The sequence below is a fragment of the Rhizobium sp. Leaf453 genome, assembly GCF_001425605.1.
Lineage (GTDB): Bacteria > Pseudomonadota > Alphaproteobacteria > Rhizobiales > Rhizobiaceae > Pararhizobium.
Genome location: NZ_LMRG01000027.1, coordinates 94,014 through 107,591, shown reverse-complemented (window position 1 = coordinate 107,591; position 13,578 = coordinate 94,014). Strand labels below are relative to the sequence as shown.

Below are 13,578 nucleotides of genomic sequence, written 5' to 3'. Positions count from 1 at the left end.
ACAGAAGGACTATATCCATGGCTCAACAACTGCTTATGCCCAAAGCGACGGCCGTATGGCTTGTTGACAATACTGCCCTGTCGTTCGAGCAGATCGCCACATTCTGCAAGCTGCATCCGCTTGAAGTGAAGGCCATCGCCGACGGCGAATCCGCGCAGGGCATCAAGGGCCTCGACCCGATCGGCACCGGCCAGCTGTCGCGCGACGAAATCGCCCGCGCCGAAGGCAATCCGAACCACAAGCTGAAGCTTTCCGAGCCGAAGGTTCGCGTTCCCGATTCGAAGCGCAAAGGCCCGCGCTACACCCCGGTTTCCAAGCGCCAGGACCGTCCGAACGCTATTCTCTGGCTGGTGCGCAACCATCCGGAACTGAAGGACGCCCAGATCTCGCGTCTCGTCGGCACCACCAAGTCGACGATCGAGCAGATCCGCGAGCGCACTCACTGGAACTCGACGAACCTGACGGCGATGGATCCGGTCACGCTTGGCCTCTGCACGCAGATCGATCTGGACCTCGAAGTCGAACGCGCTTCCAAGGGCCGCCCGCTGCCGACCGCCGCCGAACTCGGCGCGACACTCGAAGCCTCGCGCGAGACCGAAAAGCTGCCCTTCTCCTATGAGCGCGAGGAAGAGAAGGAAATCGACGCCGATGCTGTCTTCTCCAAGCTCAAGGCGCTCAAGTCCACGCGCCAGGACGAAGACGAAGACGACAATTACTGATCGGACCTTATGGCTCTGACACAAAAACCCGGATCGGCGGTCAGCTGATCCGGGTTTTTTCATGCTTGTACGGCTGGTTCAGTAAGCGGAGCCTTCGCTTCCATCCAGCCGGTGCCGCTCCGTGCCCTTGAGCGGCGGATTGAAGACACTGACAAGGATCAGATCCTCGTCCTTGCCGCCCCGCAGGTAGTGTTTGTCATTCTTGTCGAGCACATAGATGTCGCCGGGGACGATCGGGAAGACATTGCCAGCCATGTCCTCGACCTCGCCCCTGCCGGCAATGCAGTAGCAAGCTTCGAGATGATTGCGGTATTCGAGCAGCGAGCTGGTGTTGGCGCGCACGACCGTGTGGCACACCGTGAAGCCCATTCCGTCACGCTCGGTCAGCAGCCTATGGCTGGTGCCGCTGCCCCATTCGACGAAATGGCTGGTTTCCTCGACTTGGCTGAGATTGCGGATGAACATGACGATACCTTTCTTCAAGGATAATTTGACGGTTTTATCGACGAGTGCTGATGGCCTCTTCTGATCTCACTGTATCTCTTGATTTTTCTCTTCCGACAAATGATCCTTTCTCGTCTTATAGATGAGGAAAACTTTACCATGTTGCCATCGCTGAGTGCGCTCCGCGTGCTGGAGGCCGCCGCCCGTCTCAACAGCTTTTCCCGTGCCGCTGACGAACTGCATGTGACGCATGCGGCCGTCAGTCATCAGATCCGGCTGCTGGAGGACTGGTTCGGTCGGCCTCTTTTCGTGCGCGAAAAACGCACTGTCCGGCTGGTGCCGGAGGCGGCGTCGCTGGCCCAGACGCTCTCTGTCTCGCTCGCCCGGATCGAGGCCGAGGCCCAGGCTTTCCGGCAGAAGACGTCCGGGGAATTGACGGTCGCCTGCATCGCCTCGATCGCCACGCGCTGGCTGATCCCGGCACTCACAGATTTTCTCGAGATGCATCCTGATATCAATGTCCGCGTCGTTTATGCCATGGCGGAGCAGCAATTCAGCGATGCCGATTGCGACGTGCTGATCACGCTGGGTGAGGACCCGCGCGAGGGCAGGGAGTGCGTCCGGCTGTTTTCCCGTGCCAACCGGCCGGTGGCAAGCCCGATCTATCTGGAACGCCGCGGGCGGCCGAGTACGGCGCCGGAGATCGCCCGGGCTGACCTCTTGCACGATGAAACGCCGGAGCGATGGTTCAATTGGTCCCGCAAGGCCGGCCTGCAGCCGGACAAGGCCCCACGCGGGCCGGTATTCCAGGATTTCAACCTGCTCGCCACCGCCGTTATTGCCGGACACGGGATTGCGCTCTGCCCGACTGAGGTCTTCCGGCGCGAGATCGACCGGGGCGACCTCGTTATTCTTTCCGATATCGAGACCCTGAGCGACGAGGGCTATTTCCTGATCACCGCCAAGCCGGCAAGTGAGCCGGCACGGCAGTTTCGTGACTGGTTTTCCAACATTACTCGCCGCATAGAGGAATCCGGCTAAGGGATCAGACGCCGATGCCCCGTCCATGCAGGGCGGCGGTAATTTCATCGAGCACCACAGGATCGTCGATGGTCGCCGGCATCTTCCAGCTTTCCTTGTCGGCGATCTTCTGCATGGTGCCGCGCAGGATCTTGCCGGAGCGGGTCTTGGGCAGTCGCTTGACGCAGATCGCCGTCTTGAAGGCGGCAACGGGACCGATCCTTTCACGCACCATCGCAACGACTTCCCGCTCGATCTCTGTTGTTTCACGGGAAACATTGGCATTGATGACCAGAAACCCCGCCGGAATCTGGCCCTTGATCGGATCGGCAATGCCGATCACAGCACATTCGGCGACGTCGGCGTGGCTGGCGCAGACCTCTTCCATCGATCCGGTCGACAGGCGATGACCGGCGACATTGATGATATCGTCGGTGCGCGACATGATGAAGATATAGCCATCTTGATCGATATAGCCGGCATCTGCAGTCCGGTAATAGCCAGGAAATTCGGCAAGGCAGGCTTGGCGGAAACGCTCGTCCGCGTTCCAGAAGGTCGGCAGGCAGCCGGGCGGCATGGGCAGCTTGATGACGACATTGCCAAGCGTACCCGGCCCAACCGGATGGCCGGCGTCATCGAGCACTTGAACATCATAGCCGGGCAAGGGTACCGCAGCCGAACCGTGTTTTACTGGCAGCAGTTCCACCCCGATCGGGTTTCCAGCGACCGGCCAGCCCGTTTCGGTCTGCCACCAGTTATCAATGACGGGGACGCCGAGCTTTTGCTCCGCCCAGGTGAGTGTGTCGGGATCGGCCCGCTCACCAGCCAGGAACAGGGCTCGAAATTTCGACAGGTCGTATTTGCCGATCAGCGCACCTTCCGGGTCCTCCTTACGGATGGCCCGAAAAGCAGTCGGCGCGGTAAACAACGTCACGACACCGTGTTGCTCGATGACGCGCCAGTAAGCGCCCGCATCCGGTGTTCCCACCGGCTTTCCCTCGTAAAGGATCGCCGTGCTGCCGTTCAGCAACGGTCCGTAGACGATGTAGCAATGGCCGACAACCCAGCCGATATCGGACGCCGCCCAGAAGACCTCGCCCGGCTTGATGCCAAAAAAATGCTGCATCGACCATTTCAGCGCGACCATATGGCCGCCATTGTCGCGCACCACGCCCTTGGGTTGGCCGGTCGTGCCGGATGTGTAGAGGATGTAGAGTGGATCGGTCGCTAGAACCGGCGTACAGGGAACCTCTTCTCCCCGCTCTTTGGCAGACCGAACGGCGGCGGCGAAATCGATATCCCGGCCGGGGCGCATCTCGGCCTGCAGCATATCGCGCTGGAACAGCAGGCAATGCGCCGGCTTGTGGGCGCTGAGATCGATGGCCGCATCAAGCAGCGGCTTGTACGCGATGCTTTTGCCGCCCTCGATACCGCAGCTTGCCGAGACGACCAGCTTTGCCTCGCTGTCGGTGATGCGGGTGGCAAGCTCATTGGCGGCAAAACCGCCGAAGACGACGGAATGGACGGCGCCGATACGGGCAGCGGCCAGCATGGCAAACACCGCCTGCGGGATCATCGGCATGTAGATGATGATCCGGTCACCCTTGCCGACGCCGAGCTGGCGATAAACGGACGCAACGGCGACGACTTCATCGAGGATGGCGCTATAGGTCCAGTGCTGAACAGTACCGGTCACCGGGCTGTCATAGATCAACGCCGTCTGGTCAGCGCGGCCGATAGCGATCTGGCGATCGAGACAATTATAACAGGTGTTCGTCGCGCCGCCAGGAAACCAGCGGCCATAGACGCCCAGTTCAGAATCAAAGACACGTTCGAACGGCTTGAACCAGGCGATCTCCCGCGCCGCCTCGGCCCAGAAGGCTTCGGGATTCTGTTCCCACGCGCCATAGATTTCGGAATAGCTGCCCGCCATCTCCGTCTCCTCTACTCCCATACCGGACGAACCGGCCTCCAAAAGGAAACATAGGAGATTGCGCGGAAACAGAGAAGCCAGACGAAAGGCTCAACGCGCCCCGAAAATCGCCGAGCCGACACGGACGCTGGTCGCGCCGAACTGCACAGCCGTTTCGAAATCGCCCGACATGCCCATGGAGAGCTTTTCAACTCCGCAGCGCTCGGCGAGCTTGGCCAGCAGCGCGAAATGCGGACCAGGATTTTCATCCGCTGGCGGAATGCACATCAGCCCTTCGACCGGAATGACGATGTCTTCGCGGCACAGCTTCACGAAAGCGACGGTGTCGTCCGGCGCGATGCCGGCCTTCTGCGGCTCAAGACCGGTATTGACCTGCACAAAGAGCCGGACCGGCTTTCCTTGACGCGCAATCTCGGCTGCGACCGCGCGGGCGATCTTTTCCCGGTCGATCGTCTCGATGACATCGAACAGGGCCACGGCATCGGCTGCCTTGTTGGATTGCAACGGGCCGATGAGGTGAAGCTCAAGATCCGGCGTCTCCGTCTTCAATTCAGGCCACTTGCCCTGAGCCTCCTGCACCCGGTTTTCACCGAAGATGCGCTGCCCGGCTCCGATCGCAGGACGAATCGCCTCCGCATTGAACGTCTTTGACACTGCGACGAGGGAGACGCTTCCCGGTTCGCGCCGGTGATAGGTTTCGCTATCGCGAATCCGGCTCAGGACATCGCTTAACTGTTCCTGTACGCTCATCGCCATCGTCTCCGTCCGTTGCCGCATATCCGGCGCAATACCCAAACAAACTCAAGCTGCCAACCGGCAATCGGCCAAACGGCCTTCAAATGCCTAAAGTTTTGCCGCAAAGCCTTCCAAAACTTGACGCTACGCTTGTTTCATGGTGAAGGTCACGCCAAATATCGGAGGGGTTGATTTCCCCTCGCACACATTTTCCGGAACATCGATCATATGGCTACCGAACGTTACAATCCGCGCGATGCTGAACCCCGTTGGCAACAGGAATGGGATCAGAAGAACGTCTTCACGACCGACAATAACGATCCGCGCGAAAAATATTACGTGCTCGAAATGTTCCCCTATCCGTCGGGCCGGATCCATATGGGTCATGTCCGCAATTACGCCATGGGCGACGTCGTTGCCCGCTACAAGCGCGCCCGCGGCTACAATGTCCTGCATCCGATGGGCTGGGACGCCTTCGGCATGCCGGCGGAAAACGCCGCCATGGAGCGCGGCGTACATCCGGCCGCATGGACCTACCAGAACATCGCCTCGATGAAGGCGCAGCTCAAGGTGATGGGCCTGTCGCTCGACTGGTCGCGCGAATTCGCCACCTGCGATGTCGAATATTACCAGCACCAGCAGCATCTGTTCGTCGATTTCCTCGAAAAGGGTCTGGTCTACCGCAAGCAGTCGAAGGTCAACTGGGACCCGGTCGACAACACGGTTCTGGCCAACGAACAGGTGATTGACGGGCGCGGCTGGCGTTCCGGCGCGCTGGTGGAACAGCGTGAGTTGACGCAATGGTTCTTCCGCATCACCGATTTCAACCAGGATCTGCTGGATTCGCTGGACACGCTGGACCAGTGGCCGGAGAAAGTCCGGCTGATGCAGAAGAACTGGATCGGCCGCTCCGAAGGCCTGACGATCCGCTGGGAGATCGTTCCGGACACCGGTAACGTCGAAGAGACCGAAGTCGCCGTCTACACGACGCGTCCCGACACGCTGTTCGGCGCCTCCTTCCTGGCGATCGCCGCCGACCATCCGCTGGCGCGTCAGGCCGCTGCCGGCAATGCCGAGATCGAAGCCTTCTGCGAAGAGACCCGTCGCGCAGGCACATCGCTGGCAGCACTCGAAACCGCCGAGAAGAAGGGCATCGACACCGGTATCCGCGTCAGGCATCCGCTCGACTCCAGCTGGGAACTGCCGGTTTATGTCGCCAATTTCGTACTGATGGATTACGGCACGGGCGCCATCTTCGGCTGCCCGTCCGGCGACCAGCGCGACCTCGATTTCGCCCGTAAGTACGACCTGCCGGTCGTGGCCGTCGTGATGCCCAAGGATGGCGACGCGGCGAGCTTCACCATCGGCAAAGAAGCCTATGTCGGCGACGGTGTCATGATCAATTCCCGTCATCTGGACGGCCTGACGATCGAGGAAGCCTTTGAAAAGGTTGCCTCGACGCTGGAACAGACCAATCTCGGCAATGCGTCGCAGGCAGAGCGCAAGGTGAATTTCCGCCTGCGCGACTGGGGTATTTCTCGCCAGCGTTACTGGGGCTGCCCGATCCCGGTCATCCATTGCGATGATTGCGGCGTCGTTCCGGTGCCCAAGGCGGACCTGCCGGTCAAGCTTCCCGACGATGTCACCTTCGACAAGCCAGGCAACCCGCTCGACCGTCACCCGACCTGGCGCCATGTCGCCTGCCCGCAGTGCGGCAAGGATGCACGGCGCGAAACCGACACGATGGACACGTTCGTCGATTCGTCCTGGTATTTCGCGCGCTTCACAGCGCCGTGGGAAAACAAGCCAACCGACCGCAAGGCTGTCGACCACTGGCTGCCCGTTGACCAGTATATCGGCGGCATCGAGCATGCGATCCTGCACCTGCTCTATTCGCGGTTCTTTACCCGGGCAATGAAAGTTGCCGGACATGCCGGGCTGGACGAGCCGTTCAAGGGCCTGTTCACGCAGGGCATGGTCGTGCACGAGACCTACAGCCGCGGCGAGGGCGCCCAGCGCGAATGGGTAACGCCGGCGGAAATCACCATTGTCGAGATCGACGGCAAGCGGCAGGCGACCCACATCGAGACCGGCGAACACGTCGCCATCGGCTCGATCGAGAAGATGTCGAAGTCGAAGAAGAACGTCGTCGATCCCGATGACATCATCGCTTCCTATGGTGCCGATACGGCCCGCTTCTTCGTTCTGTCGGATTCGCCGCCGGATCGTGACGTCATCTGGTCGGAAGCCGGCGTCGAAGGCGCCCATCGGTTCGTGCAGCGCCTGTGGCGGCTGATTTCGGAAGCCGCACCGGCACTGAAGGGCGTCGAGGCGAAACCCGCCTCTGGCGGAGATGCCCTCGCGGTCTCTCAGGCAGCCCACAAGACGCTGAAGGCTGTTCAGGCGGATTATGACAAGCTGGCCTTCAACAAGGCCGTGGCGCGTCTCTATGAACTCGTGAACACGATTGCTGGCCCGCTGGGCCAGGTTGCTGCGGGAACGGCCGATCAGGCGACCATCGCCGCCGTCAAGGACGCGGTGACGATCCTGATCAATCTGGTGGCACCGATGATGCCGCATCTGGCCGAACAATGCTGGCAGGAAATTGGCGGAACGGGCCTCATCGCCCAGAGCGCATGGCCGGTCTATGGCGAAGCGCTGGTGGCGGAAAACGAAGTCACCATGCCAGTCCAGATCAACGGCAAGAAGCGTGCGGATTTGACAATTGCGCGCGATGCGGATCAGACTGCGATCGAGGCCGCCGTCCTGGCCCTCGACCCCGTCAAGGCTGCCTTGGGTGGCCAAAGCCCGAAGAAAATCATCGTCGTGCCGAAGAGGATCGTGAATGTCGTTGTCTGAAAAAGCCCAAAGATCCGCGCGGCTCCTGGTTCTCGGCACGCTGGCGCTCGTTGCCAGCTGCCAGGTGAAGCCTCTCTATTCCGACGGCCCCCAAGGCAAGGCTGGGACGGCGCTGGCATCGATCTCGATTTCCGAGGCAGATGACCGCGTCGAGCAACTGGCTCGCAACGATCTGATCTTCCTGACCTCGGGCGGCGCCGGCGAACCGGCCAATGCCCAGTACAAGCTGGCGCTCAACGTTACCAGCGAGGTCATGGGCGTGCTCTACGATCAGGAATCCGACACGGCTGGCGCAGGCCGGGTTGTCGTCATGGCCGATTATAACCTGACACGCGCCGATACAGGCGAAACCGTTCGTTCCGGCAACCGCACAGCCGTCGCCCTCGTCGATTTCCCGGAGCAGGAATTCGCCAAGGTTCGCGCCACGCGCGACGCCGAGAAGCGCGCTTCGAAGGAACTGGCTGAAATCGTTCGGGCCGACCTGGCAGCAGCACTCGGCCGCTGAACGGAGCGGGTTGAATGACAGAGATCAAATCGCACGAATTTGAAACCTTCCTTCAGCGCTCCGTTCGGGACAACCGTCTTTTTCTGATCTACGGGCAGGACCGCGGGCTTGTGTCCGAGCGCGCCGGCCAGATCGCCGCCAAGACCGGCGTCAGCCTCGACGACCCCTTTTCCCTGATCAAGCTGGATGGCTCGGACCTGCAGCAAAGTCCTGGCCGGCTTCTCGACGAGGTCAATACGATCGGCCTGTTCGGCGGCGAGAAGCTTGTCTGGCTGCGCGCTTCGGGGACCGAAAAGACGCTGATCGACAGTTTCACAGTCCTTTCGCAAGAGCCACCACAAGCCAGCACGGTGATTATCGAAGCCGGCGACCTGAAGAAAGGGACCGGGCTGAGGAAACTTGCTGAGACGGCGCGTTCCGTTATCGCGGTTGCCTGCTACAGCGACGATGCCCGGGCCGTTAACGCCCTGATCGATCAGGAGCTTGGCCAGGAGAACTTAAGAATTTCCCCAGCCGCACGGGAGCGGCTGAATGAGGCGCTTGGGGGAGATCGCATTGCCTCCCGCAACGAGATCCGCAAACTGGCACTCTATTGCCGTGGCATGAGCGTCATCGAGGAAGAGCATGTCATGGAGATCGTCGGCGATGCCAGCGCGGTCTCGGTCGATGATGCAATCGATGCCGTGCTGAAGGGGGACGCAGACGGGCTGCAGCATGCCATCCGCAAGATCACCGCTTCCAAGACCGCCATTTTTCTCGTCCTGCAGGCCTGTCTGAAACAATTCCAGCTGATGGACCTGATGCGGGCCGAGATGGATGACAAGCGGCAGCAGCCGGCGCAGGTCGTGGCGACACTCGGCCGTCACCTGCATTTCCGTCGCAAGCCATTGATCGAGTCAGCCTTGAAGACGTGGACCTTGCCGGCCATCCGGCGTGAGCTTGGACGTCTTCAGACCGCAATCTTTCAGAGCCGCGCCCGGCAAAGCTTGGAGGACAGCATCGCCATGCAAACTCTGCTGGCGATTACGCTTCAATCGGCGCGCAATTAAACTATTGACTTATTTGATTGAATCAAATCGTTCCGTATACGAATCGATTCACCGGCGCTCCAGCAAACGGCAAATTTCCTCAAGCTGATCGAGCGTCTTGTAGGATATCCGCAACTGACCGCCAGAGGCCTTGTGGTTCACGGTAACGTCCAGGCCCAAGCTGTCCGACAGCGTACGCTCAAGCGCCAAGGTGTCGGCATCCTTTTCTTCCTTCGGTGCCGGCTTGCCGTAGGTTGGATCGTTCTGGGCACGGATGTCGTTCTGCGCCAGACGCTCGGTGTCACGGACCGACAGGCCCTTGGCAATGATCGAGCGAGCGAGGCTGACCGGATCCGACGTTGGGATCAGTGCACGCGCATGGCCGGCAGACAGGGTACCAGCCGAAAGCATGTCGCGGACCGGTTCCGGCAGCTTCAACAGGCGAAGGCTGTTGGCCACGTGGCTACGGCTTTTGCCGATGATTTCGCCGAGATCGTTCTGGGTATAGCCGTGCTCGGCGATCAATTGGTCGTAGCCAAGTGCTTCTTCCAGCGGATTGAGGTCCGACCGCTGAACGTTTTCGACAATCGCAATTTCCAAAGCGGTACGGTCGTCAACGTCGCGAACGATGACGGGAATATCGGTGAAACCCGCCAGTTGTGCCGCGCGCCAGCGACGTTCGCCTGCGATGATTTCGTAACGCTCATCCGCGATCGTCCGGACAACGACGGGCTGAACAATACCATGTTGACGGATCGAACTCGCCAGATCCTGCAGTTCGGCTTCATCAAAGGTCCGCCGTGGGTTGCGCGGATTGCGCGTGACGAATTCGATCGGGACACGCCGGTCAGCGTTGACTGGCGCTGCCGGGCCGGACGGCTGCAGCGGTTGATCCATTTCGCCGATCAAGGCGGCGAGGCCGCGTCCCAGTCTGCGTCTCGAACTGTCATCATTCATCGCTTGTACTCACACCTATTCGTTACGATGTCGAATCGATTGCTATCAGGCGGCCTTGCGCTGCCGCTCGCGCTGGATCACTTCCGATGCCAGTTGCAGATAGGCCTGGCTACCAGCGCATTTCAGATCGTACAGGATCGCCGGCTTGCCGTAAGATGGCGCTTCGGACACCCGTACGTTGCGCGGGATCAGCGTATGATAGACCTTTTCGCCGAGATGTGTACGGACATCGTTGACGACCTGTTGCGCGAGGTTGTTGCGGGAATCGAACATGGTCAGCACAATTCCCTGGATGTCCAGCGCCGGGTTTACTGAGCGGCGCACCTGATCGACGGTTTCCAGGAGCTGGCTCAGACCTTCGAGCGCAAAGAATTCGCACTGCAGCGGCACCAGAACCGAATGCGCCGCGGCCATCGCATTCATCGTCAGAAGATTGAACGAGGGTGGGCAATCGACCAGGACATAGGAATAGGCGAGCGCATCCGCTGATGCGAGGGCCTTGCGAAGACGAAACACACGATCGGCGGCCTGAGAGATTTCCATCTCGATGCCCAGCAGATCCATTGTCGACGGGATGATCGAGAGGTTCGGTACAACCGTGTCCTGAACAATTTCCGAAACGGTATGTGATCCGACCATCAGCTCATAGGAAGATAGCTTTCGGTCACGGCGCTGGATACCGAGACCGGTGCTGGCATTTCCCTGCGGATCGAGATCAACGATCAGGACCTTCTCGCCGATCGCCGCCAAAGCGGTTGCGAGATTGATCGCCGTCGTTGTCTTGCCGACGCCACCCTTCTGGTTGGCGATGGTGATAATCCGGTTCTTCTTTTCGCCTGTCATGCCGCAGTCCGCCACTATTGAGTTTTGCGCGAAAGATTTGCGATTTCGAGAACAACGGAATCCGGCTCGATGACGCTGGTATGTTTTACCAGATCAAACTGAAAGCGGCCAACGGCTTTGTCGATCTCCTGCTGATAATCCCGGCCTTTGTGGAAGAAAGCAGGCGGTTTTCCGGGTGCCGTCATCCAAGACGCGCAATATTCCAGCAGTAAGGGGAGGTCCGCCAGCGCGCGTGCCGATATGGCATCACAGGAAGGTATCACTGCATGAGCCGATTCGATCCGAATGGGATGAACAGAGCCCCGCGCACCTGTCTCGTGCAGGGCCACCCGCAGAAAGGCTGCCTTCTTGTTATTGCTTTCGACCAGATGAACCCATCCCTCACTCAACTCAGCCAGGAATATTGCTGTAATCACGCCGGGAAATCCTCCGCCACTGCCTAGGTCAATCCATCGTTTCGGGCCCGGAAATAGCTGATAGATCTGTGCGCTATCTGCAATGTGACGCTTCCAGATATCCGTGAATGTTGAAGGAGCAACGAGATTGATCGATTTCGCCCACTTCTGGAACAGAGTTGCAAAATGTTCGAGTCGCTCCGACGTTTCACGTGAAACACGCAATCCGTTCAGGTCTCTGGAAGGACTCGCAATCATTGAACCGCCTGTCTGGCATATGCAACTTCGGCGCGGTCAGTCTTTCGAATATGCGCGAGGATCAACGATATAGCTGAGGGCGTGACGCCATCGACTTTCATCGCCTGAGCAAGATTTCTCGGGCCGGCCGCCATCAGTTTCTGTTTCAATTCATTGGACAGCCCAGAGAGGGACTGGAAGTCAAAATCATCAGGGATCGTCCGGCTTTCTTCGCGTTGAACACCAGCAATATCCGCAGCCTGCCGATCCATGTAGACAGCATAGGTGGCATCGATCTCCAACGCTTCAGCAAGCTTGGGATTAACATCAGCAAGCTCCGTCCACACGGTGCTGAGGGATTGAATGGAATGCTCCGCATAGGACAGGAGTTCAAAAGCCGATCGGCGTTGCCCATCCAGATTCAGCTTCAAGCCGAAATTCCGGCCTTCGCTCGGTGTCAGGGTCAACTCCTTTAAACGCTCACGGTGTGATTCGATATCATCGACCCATTTCCCAAACCTCTCCGCTCGCGCGGCAGAAACGCAACCGAGCTTGATAGCTTCCGGTGTCAGGCGAACGTCCGCATTGTCCGCACGAAGCGAAAGCCGGTATTCGGCACGCGATGTAAACATGCGGTACGGCTCAGCCACGCCCCTGGAGGTCAGGTCGTCAATCATCACGCCGATATAGGAATTCGTCCGGCTGAAGACATGCGGTTCATTTCCGGCGCAGAGTAGTGCAGCATTCAATCCGGCAACGAGTCCCTGAGCGCCAGCTTCTTCGTACCCCGTCGTTCCATTGATCTGGCCGGCCAAGAAGAGGCCAGGGATTTTGCGAACCTCCAGGGACATGGTGAGCTCGCGCGGATCCACATGATCATATTCGATGGCGTAACCGGGCTGGAGAATAGAGACATTCTCAAGCCCCGGAATCGTGCCGATGAACGCTTGCTGGACATCCGCCGGAAGGGACGTCGAAATGCCGTTCGGATAAACGGTGTCGTCATCCAACCCTTCGGGCTCCAGAAAAATCTGGTGACCATCACGCTCGCCGAACTTGACGATCTTGTCCTCGATCGATGGGCAATAACGCGGGCCGACGCCTTCGATCTGCCCGGAATACATCGCGGACTTGCCAAGATTGTCAGATATGATCTTGTGAGTCGCATCCGTCGTACGCGTCACACCGCACTCGATCTGCCTATTCACGATTTGATCGGTCATGAACGAAAACGGTACGGGGTCTTCATCGGCGCCCTGTCGGCCGACGGCGGACCAATCGATGGTCTTTCCATCCAGACGCGCAGGCGTGCCGGTCTTGAGGCGACCGAGTTTCAGACCAAACCGTTCGAGAGTACCGGAGAGCCCCAGTGATGGATCTTCTCCTACACGGCCCGCTGGGATTTTTCGATCGCCGATATGGATCAAGCCGCGCAAAAACGTCCCCGTGGTCAGAACGACTGAGCCGGCGGAAATTGTCCGGCCTGATGCGAGGATCACTCCAGAAACACGTCCATCCTGGAGTGCCAGGTCAAATGCATCGCCCTCAATGAGGTTCAGACCAGAAATCGAGTCAATTTCCTGCTGCATCGCAAGACGGTAGAGTTTTCGGTCCGCCTGCGTGCGCGGACCACGGACCGCCGGACCCTTCCGTCGGTTGAGTAGTCGAAACTGGATGCCGCCGGCATCGGCGACACGCCCCATCAGTCCATCCATGGCGTCAATCTCGCGGACGAGATGTCCCTTACCGAGGCCGCCGATCGCGGGATTGCAAGACATAACGCCAATGGTTTCGCGCTTGTGTGTTACGAGCGCGGTTTTCGCACCAAGTCTCGCGGAGGCACTCGCGGCCTCACAACCCGCATGCCCACCACCAATAACGATGACATCGTAGTTAAACATCC

The 13,578-nt window shown here is 59.5% G+C and carries 12 protein-coding genes; 5 read left to right on the top strand and 7 right to left on the bottom strand.

Features of this window, described 5'->3' with window-relative positions; translation table 11 throughout:
- Positions 1-17 precede the first annotated feature (17 nt).
- On the top strand, positions 18-719 hold the full coding sequence (locus ASG68_RS23810; RefSeq protein WP_062586043.1) for a DUF1013 domain-containing protein: 702 nt from the start codon (positions 18-20) through the stop codon (positions 717-719).
- Between the two features lie 78 nt (positions 720-797).
- Here the strand turns inward: ASG68_RS23810 and ASG68_RS23805 are convergent, their stop codons facing one another.
- Positions 798-1,184 (bottom strand): ectoine synthase, encoded by a 387-nt coding sequence (locus ASG68_RS23805; protein ID WP_062610226.1) that lies wholly within the window; start codon positions 1,182-1,184, stop codon positions 798-800.
- Positions 1,185-1,322: 138 nt separating this feature from the next.
- Here ASG68_RS23805 and ASG68_RS23800 point away from each other — a divergent pair, with 138 nt between their 5' ends.
- Positions 1,323-2,204 carry a LysR substrate-binding domain-containing protein gene (locus ASG68_RS23800; protein ID WP_062586038.1) on the top strand — a complete coding sequence of 294 codons (882 nt, stop codon included), beginning with the start codon at positions 1,323-1,325 and terminating at the stop codon, positions 2,202-2,204.
- Positions 2,205-2,208: 4 nt separating this feature from the next.
- Here the strand turns inward: ASG68_RS23800 and ASG68_RS23795 are convergent, their stop codons facing one another.
- A complete protein-coding gene (locus ASG68_RS23795; protein ID WP_062586036.1) occupies positions 2,209-4,116 on the bottom strand; it encodes a propionyl-CoA synthetase in 1,908 nt (635 codons plus the stop codon).
- Between the two features lie 90 nt (positions 4,117-4,206).
- Positions 4,207-4,866, bottom strand: coding sequence for a YggS family pyridoxal phosphate-dependent enzyme (locus tag ASG68_RS23790; protein WP_062601681.1), 660 nt, complete (start codon positions 4,864-4,866; stop codon positions 4,207-4,209).
- A gap of 213 nt (positions 4,867-5,079) precedes the next feature.
- Between ASG68_RS23790 and leuS the strand changes: the two genes are divergently transcribed.
- Genes leuS through holA form a run of 3 tightly spaced genes read left to right on the top strand, consistent with a single transcriptional unit; the run spans position 5,080 to position 9,264 of the window.
- Complete coding sequence (gene leuS / locus ASG68_RS23785; protein ID WP_062586032.1) at positions 5,080-7,710, top strand: leucine--tRNA ligase; 2,631 nt, start codon at positions 5,080-5,082, stop codon at positions 7,708-7,710.
- Entirely contained in the window at positions 7,697-8,215 is a 519-nt protein-coding gene (locus tag ASG68_RS23780; protein ID WP_062610224.1) for an LPS assembly lipoprotein LptE, read from the top strand. The genes leuS and ASG68_RS23780 overlap by 14 nt, the downstream gene beginning before the upstream one ends.
- A gap of 14 nt (positions 8,216-8,229) precedes the next feature.
- Complete coding sequence (gene holA / locus ASG68_RS23775) at positions 8,230-9,264, top strand: DNA polymerase III subunit delta (protein WP_062586028.1); 1,035 nt, start codon at positions 8,230-8,232, stop codon at positions 9,262-9,264.
- Positions 9,265-9,312: 48 nt separating this feature from the next.
- On the opposite strand, the gene ASG68_RS23770 is transcribed toward holA, so the two are convergent.
- The 4 genes from ASG68_RS23770 to mnmG are packed head-to-tail and all read right to left on the bottom strand — an operon-like array spanning position 9,313 to position 13,576.
- Positions 9,313-10,200 (bottom strand): ParB/RepB/Spo0J family partition protein, encoded by an 888-nt coding sequence (locus ASG68_RS23770; RefSeq protein ID WP_062586026.1) that lies wholly within the window; start codon positions 10,198-10,200, stop codon positions 9,313-9,315.
- Between the two features lie 45 nt (positions 10,201-10,245).
- Entirely contained in the window at positions 10,246-11,043 is a 798-nt protein-coding gene (locus ASG68_RS23765) for a ParA family protein (protein ID WP_062586502.1), read from the bottom strand.
- A 14-nt stretch (positions 11,044-11,057) separates the two neighbouring features.
- Positions 11,058-11,696: a 16S rRNA (guanine(527)-N(7))-methyltransferase RsmG gene (gene rsmG / locus ASG68_RS23760; protein ID WP_062586024.1), complete on the bottom strand. Its 639-nt coding sequence runs from the start codon at positions 11,694-11,696 to the stop codon at positions 11,058-11,060.
- Entirely contained in the window at positions 11,693-13,576 is a 1,884-nt protein-coding gene (gene mnmG / locus ASG68_RS23755; protein ID WP_062586023.1) for a tRNA uridine-5-carboxymethylaminomethyl(34) synthesis enzyme MnmG, read from the bottom strand. The genes rsmG and mnmG overlap by 4 nt, the downstream gene beginning before the upstream one ends.
- Between the last annotated feature and the right edge of the window lie 2 nt (positions 13,577-13,578).

Coding starts and splice junctions, on each gene's coding strand:
- leuS (WP_062586032.1), top strand. CDS start 5,080: ATGGCTACCGAACGTTACAATCCGCGCGATGCTGAACCCCGTTGGCAA.
- ASG68_RS23780 (WP_062610224.1), top strand. CDS start 7,697: ATGTCGTTGTCTGAAAAAGCCCAAAGATCCGCGCGGCTCCTGGTTCTC.
- mnmG (WP_062586023.1), bottom strand. CDS start 13,576: ATGTTTAACTACGATGTCATCGTTATTGGTGGTGGGCATGCGGGTTGT.
- ASG68_RS23805 (WP_062610226.1), bottom strand. CDS start 1,184: ATGTTCATCCGCAATCTCAGCCAAGTCGAGGAAACCAGCCATTTCGTC.
- ASG68_RS23765 (WP_062586502.1), bottom strand. CDS start 11,043: ATGACAGGCGAAAAGAAGAACCGGATTATCACCATCGCCAACCAGAAG.
- ASG68_RS23810 (WP_062586043.1), top strand. CDS start 18: ATGGCTCAACAACTGCTTATGCCCAAAGCGACGGCCGTATGGCTTGTT.
- holA (WP_062586028.1), top strand. CDS start 8,230: ATGACAGAGATCAAATCGCACGAATTTGAAACCTTCCTTCAGCGCTCC.
- rsmG (WP_062586024.1), bottom strand. CDS start 11,696: ATGATTGCGAGTCCTTCCAGAGACCTGAACGGATTGCGTGTTTCACGT.
- ASG68_RS23795 (WP_062586036.1), bottom strand. CDS start 4,116: ATGGCGGGCAGCTATTCCGAAATCTATGGCGCGTGGGAACAGAATCCC.
- ASG68_RS23800 (WP_062586038.1), top strand. CDS start 1,323: ATGTTGCCATCGCTGAGTGCGCTCCGCGTGCTGGAGGCCGCCGCCCGT.
- ASG68_RS23790 (WP_062601681.1), bottom strand. CDS start 4,866: ATGAGCGTACAGGAACAGTTAAGCGATGTCCTGAGCCGGATTCGCGAT.
- ASG68_RS23770 (WP_062586026.1), bottom strand. CDS start 10,200: ATGAATGATGACAGTTCGAGACGCAGACTGGGACGCGGCCTCGCCGCC.